The organism is Bradyrhizobium elkanii USDA 76 (assembly GCF_023278185.1).
In the GTDB taxonomy this organism is placed as follows: Bacteria; Pseudomonadota; Alphaproteobacteria; order Rhizobiales; family Xanthobacteraceae; genus Bradyrhizobium; species Bradyrhizobium elkanii.
In genome coordinates, this window is record NZ_CP066356.1 from 8,958,215 (window position 1) to 8,980,192 (window position 21,978).

Sequence of the window (21,978 nt, forward strand, 5' to 3'; positions counted from 1 at the left end):
AATAGCCCCTTTTGGGATTTGGGAGTATCTATGCTCTTGAGCAGGCTCTCTTGCGGAATACGGAAGGATCGGGCTTGGACCAGCTTGCGGCGATGGCGGCCTTTGTCCGCGCGGTCGAGAGCGGCAGCCTGTCGGCGGCGGCGCGCGCGCTGCCGAGCTCGCTGACCTCGGTGAGCCGGCAGATCAGCGCGCTCGAGGAGCATTTCGGCACCCGCCTGTTGCTGCGCACCACCCGCCAACTCGCGCTGACCGATGACGGGCGCATTCTCTACGAGCGCGCGAAATCGATCCTCGGCGAGGTCAGGGAGATCGAGGCGGCGCTGTCGCGCGACCCGCTTCAGCCGTCGGGGCGGATCCGCGTCAGCTCGCCGGGCCTGATCGGGCGGCTCGTGATCGCGCCGTTGCTGGTCGAGTTTCTGCGCCGCTATCCGGCGCTGTCCGTCGACCTTCTTCTGGTCGACCGCGCCGTCGACATGGTCGAGGAGGATATCCATCTGGCTATCCGCATCGGCCGCTTGCGCGACTCGCAACTGATCGCGCGGAAGCTCACCGATCTGCAGATGATCGTGTGCGCGTCGCCGGACTATATGGCCCGGCGCGGTACGCCGCGGACGCCGGACGATCTTGCCGGGCATGACTGCCTGGTGTTTTCCGATTCGCCCGGCAGCGCGGAGTGGCGTTTTGCCGACGGCAGCAAGACGGGTCGCAAAATCCGCATATCCGGTCGGCTCTGGATGAATAGCCTCGACGCGCTGGTCAACGCGGCGCGGGAGGGCGCCGGCATCGTCCGCGTGCCGTCCTGGCAGGTGCAGTCCGAACTCGCCGACGGTCGCCTGACGCGCCTGCTGATCGACCACGAGCCGGCACCGACGCCGCTGCAACTGATGCTTCAGCCGTCACGTCTCGCATCGCCTAAGATCAGGGCATTTGTCGATTATCTGGTGGAACAGTGGGGTAAAATCGATGCCTTGCGGACCCCGTTTGCGGGCGGCTGAGTGCGCCAATCGATCCGCGAGTATTATGATTCATTACTTGGTTCGCTCGGCCTTGTATGTAGTATACCACACTGCGGATCAACCAGAATTCGGCAACTCTAACAATGAACTTCGGTTCGACCGAAGGCTATTTGGCCGTTGCGCGGGGTGATCCTAGTCCGTAAATAGAACTCCTCTACCGCGTTCCCCGATGGGCCGGCCGCGGTCCCTCACAACATAAAGCCCGCCGATGACCGCCAGGATCGAACGACCGCTTTCACCCCATTTGCAGACCTACCGGTGGACGCTGACGATGGCGCTGTCCATCGTCCACCGCGCCACGGGTTTGGCGCTCTATTTCGGCACGCTGCTGCTGGCCTGGTGGCTGACCGCCGCCGCCTCAGGCCCCTCAGCTTACGCCAACGTCCAGGCCTTCACCGGCAGCGCGATCGGTAAGCTGATCGTGTTCGGCTACACATGGGCGCTGATGCACCATCTGTGCAGCGGCATCCGGCATTTCGTCTGGGATCTCGGCTATGGCTTCAAGGCCAATGAGCGCGAAGCCCTGACCTGGGGCGCGCTGGTCGCCGGCATCGCGCTGACCGTGCTGATCTGGATCATCGCTTACGCCGTGGGAGGTGGACGATGAGCGGCCCCTCTTCGATGCGCACGCCGCTGGAGCGCGTCCGCGGCCTCGGCTCCGCGCACACCGGCACGGGCGATTTCTGGCGCCAGCGCCTCACCGCGGTTGCGATGACGCTGCTGATCGTTCCCGTGATCGTCGTGGTGATCACGCTGATCGGCCGCAACCATGCCGGCGCGGCGCAGATCCTCGGCTCGATCCCGATCGCCATCATCTTGCTGCTCTTCATCATCGCCAGCACCTGGCACATGAAGATCGGCATGCAGGTCGTGATCGAGGACTACATCCATAACGAGAAGCTGAAGATCGCCAGCGTGATGGCGAACAACTTCTTCTGCGTCGCGGTCGCATTGGCCTCGATCTACGCAATCCTCAAATTGTCGTCGGGAGTTTGATCCATGGCCGGTGAAGGAAACGGCAAGGCCACCAACGGTGGCCCGGCCACGAACGGCAAGGCCTACCCGATCCAGGACCACACCTACGACGTCGTCGTGGTCGGCGCCGGCGGCGCCGGCCTGCGCGCTGTGGTCGGCTGCTCGGAAGCCGGGCTGCGCACCGCCTGCATCACCAAGGTGTTTCCGACCCGCTCGCACACGGTGGCGGCGCAGGGCGGCATCTCGGCCTCGCTCGGCAACATGCATCAGGACGACTGGCGCTGGCACATGTACGACACCGTGAAGGGGTCGGACTGGCTCGGCGACCAGGACGCGATCGAGTACATGGTGCGCAACGCGCCCGACGCGGTCTACGAGCTCGAGCATTGGGGCGTTCCGTTCTCGCGCACCGAGGACGGCAAGATCTATCAGCGCCCGTTCGGCGGCATGACCTTGGACTACGGCAAGGGCCAGGCGCAGCGCACCTGCGCCGCCGCCGACCGCACCGGCCACGCCATGCTGCACACGATGTACGGCCAGTCGCTGCGCCACTCGGCCGAGTTCTTCATCGAGTTCTTCGCCATCGACCTGATCATGGACGATCAGGGCGTCTGCCGCGGCGTGATCGCGCTCAGGCTCGATGACGGCACGCTGCACCGCTTCCGCGCCCAGACCACGATCCTGGCGACCGGCGGCTATGGCCGCGCCTATGCCTCCTGCACCTCGGCGCACACCTGCACCGGCGACGGCGGCGGCATGGTGCTGCGCGCCGGCCTGCCGCTGCAAGACATGGAGTTCGTCCAGTTCCATCCGACCGGCATCTACGGCTCGGGCTGCCTCGTCACCGAAGGCGCCCGCGGCGAAGGCGGCTATCTCGTCAACTCCGAGGGCGAGCGCTTCATGGAGCGCTATGCGCCGTCGGCCAAGGACCTCGCCTCGCGCGACGTCGTCTCGCGCGCGATGACGATCGAGATCCGCGAAGGCCGCGGCGTCGGCAAGAAGAAGGACCACATCTTCCTGCACCTCGACCACCTCGATCCGAAGGTGCTGCATGAGCGGCTGCCGGGCATCTCTGAATCGGCGAAGATCTTCGCCAATGTCGACGTCACCCGCGAGCCGATCCCGATCGTGCCGACCGTGCACTACAACATGGGCGGCATCGCCACCAACTATCACGCCGAGGTGCTGACCAAGCGCAATGGCGACGACAATTCGGTGGTGCCGGGCCTGATGGCGATCGGCGAAGCCGCCTGCGTTTCGGTGCACGGCGCCAACCGTCTCGGCTCCAACTCGCTGATCGACCTCGTGGTGTTCGGCCGCGCCGCGGCGCTGCGCCTTGCCGACAAGCTGACCGCGAACGCCAAGCAGCCGGAGCTGCCGAAGGATTCCGCCGACCTCGCGCTCGGCCGCCTCGATCATTTCCGCCATGCCTCCGGCGGCACGCCGACCGCGAAGCTGCGCGACAGCATGCAGCATGTGATGCAGAACAATTGCGCGGTGTTCCGCACCGGCGACGTGCTGCAGGAAGGCCAGAACCTGATCCACAAGGTCTATGGCGGCGTCGGCGACATCTCGGTGTCGGACCGCTCGCTGGTGTGGAATTCGGACCTGGTCGAGACGCTGGAATTCGACAATCTGATCGTGCAGGCGGTCGTGACGATGGATTCGGCGGCGAACCGCACCGAAAGCCGCGGCGCGCATGCGCGCGAGGATTTCCCGGACCGCGACGACAAGAACTGGATGAAGCACACGCTGACCTGGATCGATCCGGCCGGCAAGACCGCGATCGAGTACCGTCCGGTGCACAGCTACACGATGACCAATGACGTGCAGTACATCCCGCCGAAGGCGCGGGTCTACTGAGAACGAAGGCGAGCAAGCATGGTTGAATTCGCACTTCCGAAGAATTCGAAGATTTCCGGCGGCAAGACCTGGCCGAAGCCGGCCGGCGCCACCGAGACGCGCGAATTTCGGGTGTATCGCTGGAACCCGGACGACGGCAAGAATCCGAGCGTCGACACCTATTATGTCGACACCAATGATTGCGGCCCGATGGTGCTGGACGGTCTGATCTGGATCAAGAACCACATCGATCCGACGCTGACCTTCCGCCGCTCCTGCCGCGAAGGCGTCTGCGGCTCCTGCGCGATGAACATCGACGGCCAGAACACGCTGGCTTGCACCAAGTCGATGCACGACGTCGGCGCCGGCGGCGCGGTGAAGGTCAATCCGCTGCCGCACCAGCCGGTGGTGAAAGACCTGGTCCCCGACCTGACCAATTTCTACGCCCAGTATGCCTCGATCGAGCCGTGGCTGAAAACCACGACGCCGACGCCGCAGAAGGAGTGGAGGCAGAGCCACGAGGACCGCGAGAAGCTCGACGGCCTCTACGAGTGCATCCTGTGCGCCTGCTGCTCGACCTCGTGCCCGAGCTACTGGTGGAACAGCGAACGCTTCCTCGGCCCCGCCGCGCTGCTGCAGGCAAACCGCTGGGTCACCGACTCCCGCGACGAGGCGACCGGCGAGCGGCTCGACAATCTCGAGGATCCGTTCCGCCTCTATCGCTGCCACACCATCATGAACTGCGCCAAGGCGTGTCCGAAGGGCCTCAATCCCTCCGAAGCGATCGCCGAGCTCAAGTTCAAGCTGGTCGAACGCCAGATCTGATCCGTTGCAGCCGCGGCTGGCGCTGGTGTCAGCGGCCAGCCGCAGCAGGCCGGATCAGGATATCGGCGCCGACTGCATCGACGCCGGATCGATCGAGGTCGAGTACCACGTCGACGATGCTGTGATCGCCCGGATCCATCGTCACGGTGAAGCCGAGATCGCGGCACATCCCGATCATCGTGGTGTTCTCGGTCAGCACCTGGCCGGACAGACGCTTCAAGCCCTCCGACCGCGCATAGTGGATCAGGAGCTGCATCAGCGCCCAGCCAAGGCCTTTGCCCTTGAGATCGGACTGCAGCAGGATCGCGTATTCGGCATTCTGGTACAGCGAATCCGAGTGCAGCCGGACCGCACCCATCATCTCGCCGGTGTTCGGATCGAGCGCCACAAACGCCATCGCCCGCGCATAGTCGAGCTGGGTCAGGCGCGCGATGAAGGCGTGCGAGAATTCCTTCATCGCATGGAAGAAGCGCAGCCTGAGGTCTTCGGCGGTGACGCGCTTGAAGAACTCGCTGACCATCGGCTCGTCTTCCGGCCGCATCGGCCGCACCGTGACGCGCGAGCCGTCGCGCAGCGCAAGCTCGCCCTCCCATTGCGACGGATAGGGCCGCACCGCGAGCCGGGTGTGGCCGGCGAACAGCCGGGTGGGTTTGCGGATCGCAACCCGCGCATCGAGCGCGAGCACGCCGCTCTCGTCCGCCAGCATCGGATTGATGTCGAGCTCGGCGACCTCGGGAATGTCGGCCGCCATCTGTGCCAGCTTGACGAGGGTGAGCGGCACCACATCGGCCGGGACCGCCGGCACATCGCCATAGCCGCCGAGCAGCCGCGAGACGCGGGTGCGTCCGATCAGCTCGCGGGCGAGATTCATGTCGAGCGGCGGCAGCGCCAGCGCCTTGTCGTTGATCACCTCGACCGCGGGGCCGCCACGCCCGAACACGATCACCGGACCGAAGGTCGGATCTTCGGCGATGCCGAGGATCAGTTCGCGCGCCGCGCGCCGCACGATCATCGGCTGGATCGTCACGCCTTGCAGGATGGCATCGGGCCGGGCACTTCGTGCCCGCGCCATGACCGTCCGTGCAGCTTCAACGACGCTGTCTTTCGTGCGCAGGTCGAGGATCACGCCGCCGACGTCGGAGGCGTGCCGGATGTCGCGCGAGAACACCCTGACCACGATCGCATGTCCCTCGGCGAGGAACGGCGCTCCCTTCGCGGCGGCGTCCTCGGCGGTCTCGGCGACGAGCGTCGTCACGATCGGAATACGATAGGCCGCGAACAGCGCGACGATCTCGGCCGGATCGAGCCTGGCGCGCCCTTCCGACAGCGCCTTCACGACGACGTGCCGCGCCGCCGCCGTCTCCGGTGTGAACACCGACGCGACGCCAGGCGGGGTTGCGGCGAGCGCGGTCGAGGCCTCGCGATAGCGCACCAGATACATGAAGGCGCGCACCGCATCGTCCTCGGTCGGGAAATGCGGAATCCGCGCCGCCTCGAAGATCGCGCCGGTGCGTTCGTCGGCGCCGACCCAGGCCGCGAGCACCAGCGCGGCGACCGCACTCCGCTTCGTCCTGCGGTCGCGCACGCATTGCGCCACCGCCTCGGCAATTCCCTGGGCCGGCGCCACCGCGGTTTCCACATTCACGACCAGCACCGCGTCGCTGTTGGCATCATCGAGCAATGCGCTGAGCGCCACCACGTAGCGGTCGGCATCGGCATCGCCCGCGATGTCGACCGGATTGGCGCAGGACCAGCCCGGCGGCAGCACCTTGTCGAGCCGCGCGATGGTCTCCGCCGTCAGTGTCGCGGGAACGCCGCCGAGCTCGGCCAGCCGGTCGGTCGCGAGGATGCCGAGCCCGCCGCCATTGGTCAGGATCGCCAGCCGGTTGCCGCGCGGAATGAAGCCGCGGCCGAGCAGCTCGGCGCAATCGAACAGCTGGCGCAGGTCGTAGACGCGCAGCATGCCGGCGCGGCGGAATGCGGCGTCGTAGACCGCATCGGAGCCGGCCAGCGCGCCGGTGTGGGTCGCGGCGGCCTTGGCGCCCTGCGCCATCCGTCCCGACTTGACGATGACGACCGGCTTCAACCGCGCAGCGGCGCGCGCCGCCGACAAGAACTTGCGCGCGTCATTGACCGCCTCGAGGTAGATCAGGATCGCGCTGGTGTGGTCGTCGAGCGCGAAATAATCCAGGAGGTCGGCGACGTCGACATCGAGCTGGCCGCCGATCGACGCGATGCCGGAGAAGCCTAGCCGCCGCTCCGCCGCCCACTCGATCATCGCCGACGCGACCGCGCCGGACTGCGAGATCAGGGCAACGTGTCCGTCGGACGGCTGATGCGAGGCGAAGCTCGCATTCAGCTTGGCGCGCGGCACCATGACGCCGAGGCTATTCGGCCCGATCAGGCGCATGCCATGCCGTCGCGCCGTCTGTCCCGCGATCTCCGCGAGCGAGCCCGCGCCATGGCCAAGACCGGCCGACAGGATCGCCGCACCGGCAACGCCGGCCGAAGCCGCCTCCGCGACGATCTCCGGAACCGCCGCAGCTGGTGCGCTGATGACGACCAGATCCGGAACGAACGGGAGCGACTTCAGGTCGGGAACGGTCTGCGTACCATCGACGTCGGCATAGTTCCGATTGACCACGCCGACGCGGCCGGTGAAGCCGCTCGCTCTGATGTTCCTGAGCACCGCCGCGCCGAGCGACGACGGACGCGGGCTGCCGCCGACGATCGCGATGCTTCGAGGCGAAAATAGCCGCTCCAGGCCGTACGTCGACATTGCATGGTCTCGCAGGGAACACGCGGAGGCGCCCGCTTCACGCGCCCTCGACCAACTCTACTGCTTCGCTTGGCTGCATGCACCTGTCGCAGTTTCGAATAGAGATGATGAAACTGCGTTGCCGATCAATGCAGGCCGAGCGCCTGTGCCAGGTTGAAGGTCAGGAAGCTCGCGACATAGGCCAGCGCGAGCATGTAGATGAACGTCACCACCATCCACTTCGCGCCGCCGGTCTCGCGGCGGATCACCGCGAGCGTCGAAGCGCACTGCGGGGCGAAGATGTACCAGACCAGCAGCGACAGCGCGGTCGCCAGCGTCCATCTCTGTGCCAGCACCTGGCCGATCTGGTCCGCCGCTTCCTTGCCGCCCTCGATCGAATAGACCGTACCGAGCGCCGCGACCGCGACTTCGCGCGCCGCCATCCCCGGGATCAGCGCCACCGCGATCTGCCAGTTGAAGCCAATCGGCCGCAGCAGCGGCTCGAGCGCATGGCCGATCATCGCGGCAAAGCTGTAATTGATCGCCGGCCCCTCGGCGCCGGCCGGCGCCTGCGGGAACGAGGCCAGGAACCAGATCAGCACCATCATCGAGAGGATCGTGGTGCCGGCCCGGTACAGGAACATCTTGGCGCGGGTGAACACGCCGATCGCGATGCTGCGCAGCCGCGGCATCTTATAGTCGGGCAATTCCAGCATGAACGGCGCCGGCGCGTGATCGCGCCACAGGAAGAACTTCGCGATCGCCGAGACCGTCAGCGCGCTGGTGATGCCGGCGGCATAGAGGCCGAACATCACGAGCCCCTGCAGATTGACGAAACCCCACAGCGTGGTCGCCGGAACGAAGGCGGAGATGATCAGCGTGTAGACCGGAATGCGCGCCGAGCAAGTCATCAGCGGCGCGATCAGGATCGTGGTCAGGCGGTCGCGGCGATTGTCGATGACGCGCGTCGCCATGATGCCGGGAATGGCGCAGGCAAAGCTCGACAGCAGCGGAATGAAGGCGCGGCCATGCAGCCCGGCGCCGCCCATGATGCGGTCCATCAGGAACGCGGCGCGCGCCATGTAGCCGAAATCTTCCAGCAGCAGGATGAAGAGGAAGATGATGATGATCTGCGGCAGGAACACGATTACGCTGCCGACGCCGGAGATCACGCCGTTCTGCAGGAAGCTCTGCAACAGGCTCCAGCTTTCGGGCAGCAAATTGTGGATCAGCTGCCCGAGCGCGGCGAAGCTGTCCGAGAGAAATTCCATTGCCGGCTGCGCCCAGGTGAACACCGCCTGGAACATCACGAACAGGATCACGGCCAGGATCACGAGACCCCAGACCGGATGCAGCACGACCGAATCGATCCGGTTGGTCAGCGTGTCGGGCTTGGTCGGCAGCGTCACCGCCGCGGCGATGATGCGGTCCGCCTCGCGCTGCGCCGCCTTGAGGTCGGCAATCGTCGGCGTCGTCCACTCGCTGGCCGCCGCCTCATGCGACTTCGCCAGGAATTCGTCGGTCCGCTTCAGGAGCTCGTCGATGCCGCCCTTGCGGACCGCGACCGAGGTCACGATCGGTAGCCCCAGCTCCTGCGACATCCGGTCGATGTCGATCGTGACGCCGCGGCGCCTCGCGATATCGATCATGTTGAGCACGAGCATCATCGGCCGGCCGACGCGCTTCAGCTCGAGCACCAGCCGCAAGGTCAGCCGCAGATTGGTGGCATCCGCGACGCAGAGCACGAGATCGGGCACCGCCTCGCCGTCGAAGCGGCCCAGCACGATGTCGCGGGTGATCTCCTCGTCCGGGCTGCGGCCGCGCAATGAATAGGTGCCGGGCAGGTCGAGCACGGTCACGCTGCGGCCCTCCGGCGTGACGAAGCCGCCGGATTTGCGCTCGACGGTGACGCCCGGATAGTTGGCGACCTTTTGGCGGCTGCCGGTCAGGCTGTTGAACAGCGACGTCTTGCCGGTGTTCGGCGCGCCGACCAGCGCCAGGCGCAGGGATGCAGTGGTCATTCGACGATCACAGCCATGGCTTCGCTCCGGCGCAGCGCGATCGTGATGTTGTCGACGCGCACCGCGATCGGGTCCTTTCGGATCGTTCCTTCATGCAGGATTTCCACGCGCGCGCCCTCGACAAATCCCATCTCGACCAGGCGCTGCTCCAGCTCCTGCGGAGACAGCGATGAGCCCGTCACGAGCGCATCGAGCCTGATGATCTTTCCGACAAAACCGCGATCCGCATGTCCGAGCCGGACGTCCTGCAAATTATCCCGGGAGCTGTTTGGATCGCCTGTCATGCGGCCTGTTTTTCAGCAGGTAGTCACAGGGTCAAGCGTTTGCCCGTGAGAGGTTTTAGAACTCCTAAAAACAGCGCCCGGGAGCGCCATCCAGGTCGATTTTCCGCTTGACTGCCGGCGAGGCGCTAACGAGGTCGTGATGCCCCCGTGCCGCAGCCGCCCTCCGCGGCCCCGGACGCGAGCCGGCTCCCAATTGATCGATCTGGGTTGGGCCTCCGGTAACCTTGACAGGTCGCGGAATGGCGAACGAGCGTCCGCGCCGCGCCCGGCGGCGCCGTTTCGCTTCCTCCCGCGTAACGGTTTGCGTTATGGTTCGCGCGGAGCCGGAGCGCCCGTGCAGACCGCACAACGCAATTCGCTGAGACTGCTGCAATGGATGATGGCCGCCGCGCTGGCCCTTCCGCTGGCGCTGTTCGTTTTTGCCTCCGCAATGTCCTGGATCTCGACCAGCGAGGCCGCCGACCAGGAGATCCAGCGCACCCTCGATGTCGCCCATGAGCACGCGCTGAAGGTGTTCGAGACCATCGATCGAGGCCTCGCCGAGGTCACCGAGGTCGTCCGCGGCATGGGCGATGCCGATATCGGCGCACGCGAGAAGAGCCTGCACGAGCGGCTGCGCCAGGTCGCCGTGGCGCTTCCCCAGGTGAAATCGGTCTGGGTGTTCGACGCCAACGGCCGCGCCCTCGTCAACAGCCTGGTGCAGCCGGCCCCCGACGTCGACTTTTCGGACCGGGATTACTTCCGGATTCATGCCCAGGGCGACATCGGCACCTATATCGGCGAGGTGCTGACGCCGCGGCCGCCCTATCAGGGCTCGCGGTTCTTCAGCGTCGGCCGGCGCCGCAACGGCGACGACGGCAGCTTTGCCGGCGTGATCCAGGTCTCCGTGCTTCCGGAATATTTCGAGAATTTCTACGCCAGGATCGGCCGCGAGCCCGGCAGCTTCCTGGCGCTGATCCGGACCGACGGCGCAGTGCTGGCGCACTTCCCTGCCGTCAACCGCGACGTCCGGTTCGAGCCGAGCGGCCCGCTCGGGCGGCAGATCGTCGCCAATCCCGAGGCCGGGGCGATGACGATCCATTCCCCGGCTGACGGCATCGAGCGGCGCATGCGCTACCAGCGGCTGGCGGGATACCCGGTCTATGTCAGTGCCGGCCTTGAAACCTCGGTGATCCAGTCGCGCTGGATGTCGACCATGGCCCAGCACCTGATCTTCGGGATCCCGGCCACCGCCCTGCTGTTCGGCCTGCTCGCGCTCGCCTTCCGGCGAACCCAGCGCCTCCAGGAGGAGGCCCTCCGGCGCATCGAGGCCGAGGAGGCGTTGCGGCACGGCCAGCGGCTCGAGGCACTCGGGCAGCTCACCGGCGGCGTCGCGCACGATTTTAACAACCTGCTCACCGTGATCCGCGCGTCGGTCGACATGTTGCGGCGGCCGGACCTGCCGGAGCCGCGGCGGCAGCGCTACATCGATGCGATCTCCAACACCGTGAACCGTGCCGCCAAGCTGACCAACCAGCTGCTTGCGTTCGCGCGGCGGCAAACCCTCAAGCCCGAGGTGTTCGACGCCTGCCAGAGCGTCCGCACCCTGAGCGAGATGATCGCAACCCTGATCGGCGCGCGCATCGAGATCACGGCGCAGGTGCCGGACGAGACCTGTCTCGTCAACGCCGATGCCGGCCAGTTCGAGACCGCCATCATCAACATGGCGGTGAACGCGCGCGACGCCATGGACGGCGTCGGCCGGCTCACGATCGCGGTCCGCGCCGTGGACAGGCTGCCGTCCGCGACCAGCACGCCGCCGAACTCGCCCGGCCACGTCGCGGTGTCGGTGACCGACACCGGCGTCGGAATTCCGCAGGAGCTGTTCGGCCGCATCTTCGAGCCGTTTTACACCACCAAGGAGGTCGGTCACGGCACCGGCCTTGGCCTGTCCCAGGTGTTCGGCTTCGCCAAGCAGTCCGGCGGCGAGGTGACCGTCACCAGCGAAGTCGGCAAGGGTGCGACATTCACGCTGTATCTGCCGCGCGTCGTCGGCGGGCATGGCGCGCGAGCGCAGCGCACCGAGGATGCGCCCGCGATCGATCGGACCGGCGCATCGGTCCTGATCGTCGAGGACAATGCCGAGGTCGGAAAGTTTGCCGCCGACACGCTGACCCAGCTCGGCTGCACCTGCGTGCTGGTGGACAACGCCACCCACGCGCTGGAGGAGCTGGCCGTCGACGCTGACCGGTTCGACCTGGTATTCACGGATGTCGTGATGCCTGGCATGAGCGGCATCGAGCTAGCGGAAGAGATCCGCCGGCAGCGGCTTGATCTGCCGATCGTGCTCGCCTCCGGTTACAGCCAGGTGCTGTCGCAACAGGGCAGCGGCGGCTTTGAGCTGCTGCAGAAGCCGTATTCGGCCGAGCAGCTCGCGCGCGTGCTGCACAAGGCGACCCGGTCGCGACGGCTGAGGCGCGATCAAGCGCCGGCGGGGTAAATGAATCGCGTGCGCGTGCCACATATTCGCTGCCGTCCCGGCGAAAGCCGGGACCATACGCCGCGGCGGAAGTTGTGGCTGGGACTCGTCGTTGCAATACGCGCGGCTGACCGCCGGATGCTGGGCGGAACCGGGTAATTTGCCTGGCGTTATCGTGCCATGGGCAAAGCTGAGGTAAAATCCCAATCGTCGGACGGGCGGTCGCCGGCCAAGACTGCATCGCCTCGGAAAGCGAGCGCAAAGGCGGCCGATCAAGAGCGCAAGGATCCCGCGGCAAGCGAAGCGGACGACAAATCGGAATTCGTCGAGGTGATTGCCGAAGACGGCGATCATGTCGAACCGACGCCGCCGGAAATCGTCGAACCCGATCCCGAGCTATCGGCCGAAGAGGCCGAACAGGCGCGCAAGGACTATTTGCTGACGCGGTTCTGGATCAGCGCGCGCGGCTATTGGGGCCGAAGCGGCGACCGGCTGGCATGGCTGTTCACGATCGGCCTGCTGCTGCTGATCGTCGCCAACGTCGCCGTTCAGTACGGCATCAATGTCTGGAATCGCGCGATCTTCGATGCGATCGAAAAGCGTGACGCGGCCAGTGTCTTCCACCTGACCGCCATCTTCTTTCCGCTCGCGATCGGCAGCGTGCTGCTGGGCGTTGCCCAGGTGTTCGGCCGCATGGGCATCCAGCGGCGCTGGCGCGCCTGGCTGACCAACGCCGTCGTCTCGCGCTGGCTGACCAACGGCCGCTACTACCAGCTCAACCTGGTCGACGGCGATCACAAGAATCCGGAGTACCGGATCGCAGAGGATCTGCGGATCGCGACCGATTCTCCGGTCGACTTCATCGCCGGCGTGACGTCGGCGCTGCTCTCGGCCGTCACCTTCATCGTCGTGCTCTGGACCATCGGCGGCGCGCTGACGGTGACGCTCGGCGGCTCGTCGATCAGCATCCCGGGCTTCCTGGTCATTGCCGCGATCATCTATGCGGCGATCGCGTCGGGCTCGATCACGGCGATCGGCCGCAGCTTCGTGCAAATCTCCGAGGACAAGAACCAGGCGGAAGCGGAATTCCGCTACATCCTGACCCGCGTGCGCGAGAATGGCGAAAGCATCGCGCTGCTCGGCGGCGAAACCGAGGAGCGCGACGGCATCGACAAGACGTTCTCGAACGTGCTGCGGCAATGGGCGCGGCTCGCCGGGCAGCACATGCGCACGACGCTGGTGTCGCAGGGATCGAATCTCATTGCGCCGGTGGTACCCTTGCTGCTGTGCGCGCCGAAATTCCTCGACGGCAGCATGTCGCTCGGCCAGGTGATGCAGGCGGCCTCGGCCTTCACCATCGTGCAGACCGCGTTCGGCTGGCTGGTCGACAATTATCCGCGGCTCGCCGACTGGAACGCCTGCGCGAGGCGCATCGCCTCGCTGATGGTGTCGCTTGACGGGCTCGAACGCGCCGAGACCGGCGACGGCTTCGGCCGCATCGAGCGCGGCGAGACCGAGGGCGAGGCCATGCTGAGCCTCAACGATCTCTCCGTCACGCTAGACGACGGCACCGCCGTGGTCGGCGAGACCGAGGTGGTGATCGAACCGGGCGAGCGGCTATTGGTCGCCGGCGAATCCGGCACCGGCAAGAGCACGCTGGTGCGCGCCATCGCCGGCCTGTGGCCATGGGGCGGCGGCAGTGTCGGCCTGCACCCGGACCGCCGACTGTTCATGCTGCCGCAAAAGCCCTACGTGCCCTCGGGCACGCTGCGGCGTGCGGTGGCCTATCCCGGCGCGGCGGAGGACTGGAGCGTCGATGAGATCAGCCGTGCCCTGCACAAGGTCGGCCTCGACCATCTCAAGGAGAAGATCGAGGAGGACGCGCCGTGGGACCAGACCCTGTCCGGCGGCGAGAAGCAGCGGCTCGCCTTTGCCCGCCTGCTGCTGCACAGCCCCGACATCGTCGTGCTCGACGAAGCGACGTCCGCGCTCGACGAGAAGAGCCAGGACAAGATGATGGAGACGGTGACGACGGAACTGCCGAAGGCGACCATCGTCAGCGTCGCCCATCGCGTCGAGCTCGAAGCGTTCCATAGCCGCAAGATCGTACTGGAGCGCCGCAAGGGCGGCGCCAAACTGGTCAGCGACGTCGATCTGATCCCGCGCAAGGGCAAGCGAAGGCTGCTCGGCCGCTTCCTGCGGCAACGGCAGGCAGCGGGCAAGGCGGCGTAACGGGCGTTGGCGCTGCCGGCAAAACCGGCTATGCATGCCGCGCTTTTGACGAGGCCATGCGTGATCCCCAGCAACGACATATCGCCGGCGCCGTTCGGCGCCTTCGCGCCCAACGCGGCGCAGGCCGCCATCATCCGCCTGGCGCATGCTAGCGGATTGAAGCGCGGCGCGTTCCGGCCCTGGCTGTCGAAGCTGGTCAATCTGTTCGGCACGGGTCCGCTGGACGTGACCTACCAGGGCGCATCGTTCCGCTTCTATCATCAGCAAAGCGCGACCGAGCGCGGCGCGCTGTTCAATCCCGATTACAACCTTGAAGAACTCGCCTTCCTGCGGGCGCATGTCGGTGCTGATGGCACCTTCGTCGATCTCGGCGCCAATGTCGGCACCTATGCGCTGGCGCTGGCGCGCGATGTCGGGCCCGGCGGCAAGGTGATCGCGATCGAGCCGCATCCGGTGACGCATGCGCGGCTCAAATTCAACACCGAGGCCTCCGGCTTTCCGCAAGTGCGCCTGGTTGCGGCGGCCGCTGGCCCGACCGATGGCGAACTGATGATCGAGACCGACGGCGACAATCTCGGCGCTAGTCACATCGTCACGGGCACGCCGACAGGCAAGGCGTTCAAGGTGCCATCGCTGCGGCTGCAACGCATCCTCGACGAGGCCGGCGCGAGCAAGGTCGACGCGCTGAAGATCGACGTCGAGGGTTTCGAAGACCGCGTGCTGATCGGCTTCTTCCGCGACGCGCCGCAGGCGCTGTGGCCCGGCGCGGTGGTGATCGAGCATCTGTCGAAGGACGAATGGACCGACGACTGCATTGCGGACATGCACGCGCGCGGTTACGTCGAGCAAGGCCGGACGCGCAGCAACACGCTGCTGGTACGGAGCTGAGATGTCCGCGGCCGAGATCTGCTCCCTCTCCCGCTTGCGGGGGAGGGCCGGGGTGGGGGTGTGTCCACGAGTCATTTTGTGGAAAGAGCCCCCACCCGGACTGCATCTTCGATGCAATGCGACCTCCCCCGCAAGCGGGAGAGGTGCAACGAGTCCGCGGATGTAGTGTCATACAACAAGGGAGGCTCGCGATGATCGACCATATCGGCTTTTCCGTCTCCGACTATCAACGCGCGAAGGCGTTCTACCAGGCGGCGCTGGCGCCGCTCGGCTACGGCCTGATCATGGAAGTGCCCGCTGAAGTGACCGGGCACGCGCCTGCCGCGGGCTTCGGCGCCGACGGCAAGCCGGACTTCTGGATCGGCGGCGAAGGCGCGATGAACAAGCCGGTGCATATCGCCATCACGGCCAAGGATCGCGCCACCGTCGACGCCTTCTACAAGGCTGCGATGGCGGCCGGCGGCCGCGACAACGGCGCGCCCGGCATTCGCGCGCATTATCACCCGAACTATTACGGCGCATTCGTGCTCGATCCCGACGGCCACAATATCGAGGCGGTCTGCCACACGCCCGGGTGAAACATCGGAACGCCGCGGCGCGCGATCCGTTGTCGCTGCGAACTTCGATGGAGCGATTGATGCGCGCGACGCGACCTGGCATCGGCGACAGCCGCGAGGTCTCGATATGATGCCGATCGAGCCTCCCGAGATTCCGCCGACGACGCCGGGCACACCGAGCGAGCCGCCGCCGGGAATTCCTCCCGGCAGTCCGCGCCCCGAGATTCCGGAGCCGGTTCGCGAACCCGGCGAGCCACCGCGACCGGACGAGTTGCCCGGCAAGACACCTGACGAATCGCCGGTGCGCGGACCGCCTGGACCGTCCGGCCCGCCACCTGCGACAGATCGACTCGCCGCCGGTGAGTCGCCCTTGCGCCCAAGTTCCACGTCGATTGCAAATGTGTCGGCGCGTTTCTTCTGAACGCGCGGTGAACAATCACACATGCAACCCGTTATAATGTCGAAATAAACTTCGCCGATGATCCGTGGCTCGCCACAATCCGGCCTAACGGCTGGCGGTTCATCGTCCTGCCGAATTGTTCGGCTCTCAGTTTTCTTTCCTGCCCAGACTTTTCGCCGGGGACTCCTAGACAATGACAAAGCTTCGTCTCGTGCTGCTTGCCACGACTGCGCTGACGGTGATGCAATTCGCCACCTCAGCGTCGCACGCCCAAACTTCGCCTCTGGTCGTCGCACAGGCGCAGCAAAAGGAAGAAACCGGACCTGACGGAAAGCCGAAGGCGCGGCCAGCGCCGGGCGCGCCGGGTGCTCCTACACGTCCGGCACCGCCGGCCGCAGCGCCGCATCCGCAGGCGCCACCTCCCGCTGCGGCGCCCGCACATCCTGCTCCGCCGCCGGCCGCAGCACCCGCGAAGCCGACCCCGCCTGCAGCGCCTGCCCGGCCCGAGCCGCCCGCGGCTGCACCGGCAAAGCCGACCCCGCCTCCGGCAGCCGCGCCGCATCCGGCGCCGCCGCCCGCTCCCGCACGGCCCGAGCCGCCTGCGGCGCGCCCGACGACGCCTCCGCCGGCGGCTGCGCCTGCACGTCCCACACCGCCACCGCCCGCGGCCGCACCCGCGAAGCCATCGCCGGCCCCGGCACGGCCGGAGCCGCCCGCGGCGGCACCTGCGAAGCCAACCACGCCACCGCCGGCGGCCGCCCCCGCACATCCGACGCCGACCCCACCGCCGCCGGCCGCAGCACCGCAGCGACCCGGCACGCCGCCGCCCGGCGCAGGTCCCGCGCACACGCCTCCGACGCCAACCCCCGGCGCCACGCCGAATGCCGCGCCGGCAGCGCGCCCCGGCACCCCGCCCACAGCGGCAACGCCGACACCGACGCCCGCAACCCCGGGAGCTCCGACAACGGCACCGGCCGAACGCCGCCCTGGCGATCGTCCGGGTGGCGAACGCGGTGAACGTCCTGGCGGCGCCAAGCAGCCGCCGGGCACGCCGCCCGCGGCGACGTCAACGCCCGCGCCTTCGGCAACGACAACGCCGCCGGCAGCAGGGGCACGACCGGGCACGCCGCCCGCCGCGACAGCTCCCGGCGCGACACCGACACCGACGCCTCCGGCTGCCGGCGCACAGCCTGCGCGGCCAGGCACCCCGCCTGCCGCAACAACACCTCCGGCACCCGGCGCAACGCCGACGCCACCGGCGCCAGGTCAGCAGGGACGTCCGGCGACACCGCCCGGAACGCCTGCGACCCCGGGCGCGGCAATGGGCGCGCCTGGCGCGACCCCGGCTCCGGGTCAGCCGGCACGCCCGGGCGTTGCGCCCGGCGTATCACCGGCCCAGGGAGCTGCGATGGGCGCGCCGGCGCCGTCGGTCGTTCCCGGCTCGGCCGCCGCAACGCCGCCGCCCGGCCGCGCGCAATACGCCCCGCCGACGGTTGCGCCGGCCTTCCGGGCCGCGCCAGCGGTCGCAGCGCCGCTGCCGCCGCCGCCGCGGCATGACAACATCAAGCCGCTCGCCATCGGCGCTGCGGTCGGTGCTGGCGTGGTCGCCGGCGCCATCATCGGCGGCAGCATCGCCGACCTGCACAGCCAGCGGCAGGAGGTCGTCGAAGGCGGCCGCACCATCTACACCGAACCGGACCGCGTCATCATCCGCGATCCGGGCGGCCAGGCCTATGTCCGCGGCGACGACGTCTATCGTTTCCGCTATGGCGCGCGCGATATCCGCACCGAGACGATCGGCGGCGAGACGCGGACGGTCGTGGTTCGTCCCGACGGCAGCGAGATCATCACGGTGGTCGGCTCCGACGGCCAGATGTTGCGCCGTATCCGCAGGGATACCGGCGGACGCGAGGTCGTCATCATCGACAACAGCTATCGCGATCCGCGGGCGGTCGGCGGCTTCTATGTCGACGTGCCACCGCCGGTGGTCAACATTCCCTACGATCGCTACATCGTCGACGCGCAGGACGCGTCGCCCGACGTGATCTACGAGACCATGGAAGCACCGCCGGTGCAGCGGATCGAACGGCGCTACTCGCTGGACGAGATCCGCTACAGCCCCAATGTCCGCATGCAGATGCCGAGCATCGACGTCAACACGATCAACTTCGACTCCGGATCGTGGACTATCCCGCCGGACCAGGCGGCGAGGCTGCAGGTGATCGCCGACGGCCTCAACCGGGCCATCCAGCGCAACCCGCGCGAGGTGTTCCTGATCGAGGGCCATACGGATGCGACCGGCAACGACACCGACAACCTGTCGCTGTCCGACCGCCGTGCGCAATCCGCCGCCGAGCTCTTGACGCAGCAATTCGGCGTGCCGGCGGAGAACCTGACCTCGCAGGGTTACGGCTCGCAATATCTGAAGGAGCAGACCGACGGACCGAGCCGCATCAACCGGCGCGTCACCGTCCGCCGCATCACCCCGCTGCTCAACGGCGGCACCGCCTCCGCCGCGCCGCCGCGCTGAGCCGCGCGACGTCACAATACGAAATGGCCGGGAGCGATCCCGGCCATTTTTTGTTTGCTCTCCTTCCACCTGAAAGGGGGAAGGTCGGGATGGGGGTCAGCCGCAGATGACGGTGGCTGCGGAGAGAGCAGATCCCCACCCGCTTTGCTCTGGCGAGCAAAGCGACCTCCCCCTTCTCAAGGGGAGGTTGGAGGAGCGTCGCCCCCGCAAGCGGGAGAGGTACAGCGGGCATGCTGATCGACCCAATCTCTTCATTCGTTACTTCTCCGCGCCCAGTCCCAGCGCCTCGACCATCACGCGGAATACTTCGGTGTTGTCCATCGAGCCGTGGACGCGCTCGCTGCCGGGGCCGGTCGCGGTGAGGATGACATCCTCGCCGGAATGCACGCTGGCGCCGATCATTGCCGGCAGATTGCCGAAGCGCAGCACGACGCCGGGGACATCCTTGTACTTGTCATTGGCCTTGAAACTGTCGGGCTGATCGCCCTTCACGGTCGGCTCGTTCGGATCGTCGAGCTTCGGGCGGAACGTCTCGTAGTGGTCGGGCAGGCTGGCCGAGAAGATCGCAAGCCGCCGGCTGACATCGACGCGTGACGGATAACCCTCGGCGTTCGGCGCCGGATAATTCGGGAAGCCGGCCTTCTCATAGACGCCGACGCGCTCGCGCAGGGGCACGTTGGGTGTCGTCATGTCGTCATTGATGGTGCCGACCAGGCTGTTCGGATGGTTGTGGTCGGCCACGACCAGGATCAGTGTGTCGTCGCTGCGCGCTTTCGCCCAGTCCTTTGCGAGCCGCACCGCGTTGTCGAGCATGATGGTGTCGTAGACCGCGCGCTCCATGTCGAGCAGATGGGCGTATTTATCGATCAGGCCGGATTCGACCATCAGGAAGAAACCGGCCTCGTGTTTCGACAGCACCGTGAGCGCGGCCTGAACCTGCTCGGTCAGGTCAGGCTGTTCGGGGAATTTCCTGACGCCACCGCCCCTCAGGAACTTGCGGTCGAGCGCGCCGTCCATGTTGCCGGCGGCGAACAGGCCGAGCAATTGGCGGGTGTCCGCTTTGGCCGCGAGCGTGGCGAGTTCGCTTGCGGTGGTCGCGACCGGATAGCCGGCGTCGCGGAAGCGCGCGAGATAGTCGATATCGTCCTTGCGTTTCGACCCGGACGTGGATTGCGGCAGGAAGTTCGCGGAGCCGCCGCCCATCAGCACGTCGGGCTTCGCGTCGAAATATTGCGCGACGATCGCGTCATAGGCGGCGCGGCGGCGGGTATGCGCAACCATCGCCGCCGGCGTCGCATCCTCGACCTCGGCGTTGGTGACGATGCCGACGGCGAGGCCCGCCCGGCGCTTGGCGAGGCTCACGATGGTCTCGACCCTGGGATCGTCGAGCGGATCGGGCGTGCGGTCGGCGTAGACGCCGAGCGCATTGACCGCGGCCTTGTGGCCGGTGGCGTAAGCGCTCGCGGCGTTCGCCGAATCGGTGATGATCGAGTCCGAGCCCGCGGTCGCAACCAGCGCCATATGCGGCATGTCGTCGATCGCGAGCTTGCCGCGGCTCTTGCCCTCCGCAATCCCCTTCGAAAGGATTCGCGCGGCGACGCGATGCGACGGCGACATCCCGTCGCCGATGAACAGGATCACGTTCCTGGCCTTGCGTGCCCCGGTGTCGTAGACGGTCCAGGTCACCGTCCGGCTCTGCGTGCCGTCGCTGACTTCGACGGCGACCTGTCCGGGCTTGGCGAGCGAGACATCGCGCAGCAACAGCGCCGACTGCTCCCGGCCGACCTCGCGCGCGGTGAATGTGCCGCCCTGGCCGAACACCGCGGCATAATCCGCGCCGTTCAGCGTGACCTTGAGCTTTGCTTGATCGACCACGCCCGGAAGCTCGACCTTGAAGTCGAATTTGGCGCCGGCGAGGATATCGGCGCGATCGATCGGATAGATCGTCTGCGCGAACGCCGGAGCTGCCGACAACAACAGGGCGACAGCCACGCCGGCAACTTGCTTGATCATGATCGGATGCTCCGCCTCTTGCGCATGATGCGCGCCGGGGCGGAGGCTAGTGGCGGCGGATGACGGCGCAATGAGGCGGCGCCGGGGCGTATTGCCGCAACGGCCGGCGTGGTCTCAGCGCGCCATCTGCTGCGGATCGTAGAAGAAGCGCTCCTCGACCAGCTCCTCGCCGCGCCAGGTCTGCCAGGCGACCTCCTCCATGCTGCGGACCTTGCCGTCCTTAGCCGTGAATTCGAACCGCCAGCAGATCGCCGAATGATCGCCGTCGAGTAGGAGCGGCCCGAACCGCGTGGTCTTGACGCCGGCGACCGCCGCCAGCACCGCCGCCTCGCGCGCCGCCAGCGCCTCGCGGCCGACGCGCCACTCGCCGTCATTCTCCTGGGTGCGGGCATCGACCGCGTAGAAATTCCTGATCGCGCCGACATGGTCGTTGGATTCCACCGTATCAGCGAAGGCTTGCAACGTCCTGAGCGAGGGCATGAGCACTCTCCATTTATCGACTACCGGTCGGTATTTATCGACCAAGAGTCGGTAAGTCAACTGGCGCGACTACGGAACCTGGGCTAGAGATGGATGATGGCAACCCAGGCCGAACGACGCGAGAAAACCAGAGCCGCCATCGTCAAGGCGGCGCGGCGCATTTTTGGCGAGCGCGGCTTCGCCGCTGCGACGATGGACGACATCGCCGCCGGCGCGCGTGTCGCCAAGGGCGCGGTCTATCATCACTTCGCGACCAAGGAGGCGGTGTTCGAGGCGGTGTTCGAGCAGGTGTCGATCGACCTCGTCGCCGATCTCGATCGCATCTCGCGCGCCGAGAACGATCCGCTGGCGGCGATGGCGGCGGGCACGCAGGGCTATTTCGCGGCGTGCTCGAAAGGCCCGACCGGCCAGATCATCTTGCGCGACGGCCCCGCCGTGCTCGGCTGGGAACGCTGGCGCGAGATCGACGCCAGGCATTTCGGCGGCAAGTTTCCGCGCGCGCTGGCCGCCGCGATGGACGCCGGCGTGATCGCCAGGCAGCCGATCGAGCCGCTGGCGCGGCTGCTGCTCGGCGCGGTGACGGAAGCCGCGGTTGCGGTCTCCGCGGGGCCGGACATCGGCAAGACCGGCACCGATTACGCGCGGGCGTTCCGCTCGCTGCTCGATGCGCTCAGGGTGAAGTAGCCGAACACTCCCCAC

General features: G+C 67.1%; 17 protein-coding genes. 12 read left to right on the plus strand and 5 right to left on the minus strand.

What is annotated here, in order from left to right; all coding sequences use genetic code 11:
* Positions 1–74 precede the first annotated feature (74 nt).
* The 5 genes from JEY66_RS42350 (at position 75) to JEY66_RS42370 (ending at position 4,658) form a co-directional block, all read left to right on the plus strand.
* Entirely contained in the window at positions 75–995 is a 921-nt protein-coding gene (locus JEY66_RS42350; RefSeq protein WP_018269381.1) for a LysR family transcriptional regulator, read from the plus strand.
* Between the two features lie 229 nt (positions 996–1,224).
* Positions 1,225–1,623 (plus strand): succinate dehydrogenase, cytochrome b556 subunit, encoded by a 399-nt coding sequence (gene sdhC, locus JEY66_RS42355; RefSeq protein ID WP_026192089.1) that lies wholly within the window; start codon positions 1,225–1,227, stop codon positions 1,621–1,623.
* 14 nt (positions 1,624–1,637) lie between these two features.
* Complete coding sequence (gene sdhD / locus JEY66_RS42360; protein WP_085964893.1) at positions 1,638–2,012, plus strand: succinate dehydrogenase, hydrophobic membrane anchor protein; 375 nt, start codon at positions 1,638–1,640, stop codon at positions 2,010–2,012.
* Between the two features lie 3 nt (positions 2,013–2,015).
* Entirely contained in the window at positions 2,016–3,854 is a 1,839-nt protein-coding gene (gene sdhA / locus JEY66_RS42365; protein ID WP_016840276.1) for a succinate dehydrogenase flavoprotein subunit, read from the plus strand.
* Positions 3,855–3,872: 18 nt separating this feature from the next.
* A complete protein-coding gene (locus JEY66_RS42370) occupies positions 3,873–4,658 on the plus strand; it encodes a succinate dehydrogenase iron-sulfur subunit (RefSeq protein WP_016840277.1) in 786 nt (261 codons plus the stop codon).
* A 28-nt stretch (positions 4,659–4,686) separates the two neighbouring features.
* Here the strand turns inward: JEY66_RS42370 and JEY66_RS42375 are convergent, their stop codons facing one another.
* The 3 genes from JEY66_RS42375 to JEY66_RS42385 form a co-directional block, all read right to left on the minus strand.
* The gene (locus JEY66_RS42375; RefSeq protein ID WP_018269380.1) at positions 4,687–7,437 is read right to left on the minus strand and encodes a bifunctional acetate--CoA ligase family protein/GNAT family N-acetyltransferase; all 2,751 of its coding nucleotides are present in this window, start codon (positions 7,435–7,437) and stop codon (positions 4,687–4,689) included.
* A 125-nt stretch (positions 7,438–7,562) separates the two neighbouring features.
* Positions 7,563–9,437 carry a ferrous iron transporter B gene (gene feoB, locus JEY66_RS42380; protein WP_018269379.1) on the minus strand — a complete coding sequence of 625 codons (1,875 nt, stop codon included), beginning with the start codon at positions 9,435–9,437 and terminating at the stop codon, positions 7,563–7,565.
* On the minus strand, positions 9,434–9,721 hold the full coding sequence (locus tag JEY66_RS42385) for a FeoA family protein (protein ID WP_026192088.1): 288 nt from the start codon (positions 9,719–9,721) through the stop codon (positions 9,434–9,436). The genes feoB and JEY66_RS42385 overlap by 4 nt, the downstream gene beginning before the upstream one ends.
* A 334-nt stretch (positions 9,722–10,055) precedes the next feature.
* Here JEY66_RS42385 and JEY66_RS42390 point away from each other — a divergent pair, with 334 nt between their 5' ends.
* From JEY66_RS42390 to JEY66_RS42415, 6 genes are all read left to right on the plus strand, one after another.
* Positions 10,056–12,200 (plus strand): hybrid sensor histidine kinase/response regulator, encoded by a 2,145-nt coding sequence (locus JEY66_RS42390; RefSeq protein ID WP_018269378.1) that lies wholly within the window; start codon positions 10,056–10,058, stop codon positions 12,198–12,200.
* A gap of 159 nt (positions 12,201–12,359) precedes the next feature.
* Positions 12,360–14,411, plus strand: coding sequence for an ABC transporter ATP-binding protein/permease (locus JEY66_RS42395; protein WP_016845487.1), 2,052 nt, complete (start codon positions 12,360–12,362; stop codon positions 14,409–14,411).
* Positions 14,412–14,441: 30 nt separating this feature from the next.
* Positions 14,442–15,299 (plus strand): FkbM family methyltransferase, encoded by an 858-nt coding sequence (locus tag JEY66_RS42400; RefSeq protein ID WP_085964755.1) that lies wholly within the window; start codon positions 14,442–14,444, stop codon positions 15,297–15,299.
* Between the two features lie 191 nt (positions 15,300–15,490).
* Positions 15,491–15,877, plus strand: coding sequence for a VOC family protein (locus tag JEY66_RS42405; RefSeq protein WP_016845485.1), 387 nt, complete (start codon positions 15,491–15,493; stop codon positions 15,875–15,877).
* A gap of 109 nt (positions 15,878–15,986) precedes the next feature.
* On the plus strand, positions 15,987–16,277 hold the full coding sequence (locus JEY66_RS42410; protein WP_233475705.1) for a hypothetical protein: 291 nt from the start codon (positions 15,987–15,989) through the stop codon (positions 16,275–16,277).
* 172 nt (positions 16,278–16,449) lie between these two features.
* Positions 16,450–18,786 carry an OmpA family protein gene (locus tag JEY66_RS42415; RefSeq protein ID WP_085964754.1) on the plus strand — a complete coding sequence of 779 codons (2,337 nt, stop codon included), beginning with the start codon at positions 16,450–16,452 and terminating at the stop codon, positions 18,784–18,786.
* A 258-nt stretch (positions 18,787–19,044) separates the two neighbouring features.
* Here JEY66_RS42415 and JEY66_RS42420 read toward each other — a convergent pair whose 3' ends face one another.
* Together JEY66_RS42420 and JEY66_RS42425 are read right to left on the minus strand one after the other, a co-directional pair.
* Positions 19,045–20,799 (minus strand): alkaline phosphatase, encoded by a 1,755-nt coding sequence (locus JEY66_RS42420; RefSeq protein ID WP_018269375.1) that lies wholly within the window; start codon positions 20,797–20,799, stop codon positions 19,045–19,047.
* Between the two features lie 114 nt (positions 20,800–20,913).
* Positions 20,914–21,279, minus strand: coding sequence for a hypothetical protein (locus JEY66_RS42425; RefSeq protein ID WP_018269374.1), 366 nt, complete (start codon positions 21,277–21,279; stop codon positions 20,914–20,916).
* A gap of 96 nt (positions 21,280–21,375) precedes the next feature.
* Between JEY66_RS42425 and JEY66_RS42430 the strand changes: the two genes are divergently transcribed.
* Positions 21,376–21,963, plus strand: coding sequence for a TetR/AcrR family transcriptional regulator (locus JEY66_RS42430; RefSeq protein WP_018269373.1), 588 nt, complete (start codon positions 21,376–21,378; stop codon positions 21,961–21,963).
* Positions 21,964–21,978: the final 15 nt, after the last annotated feature.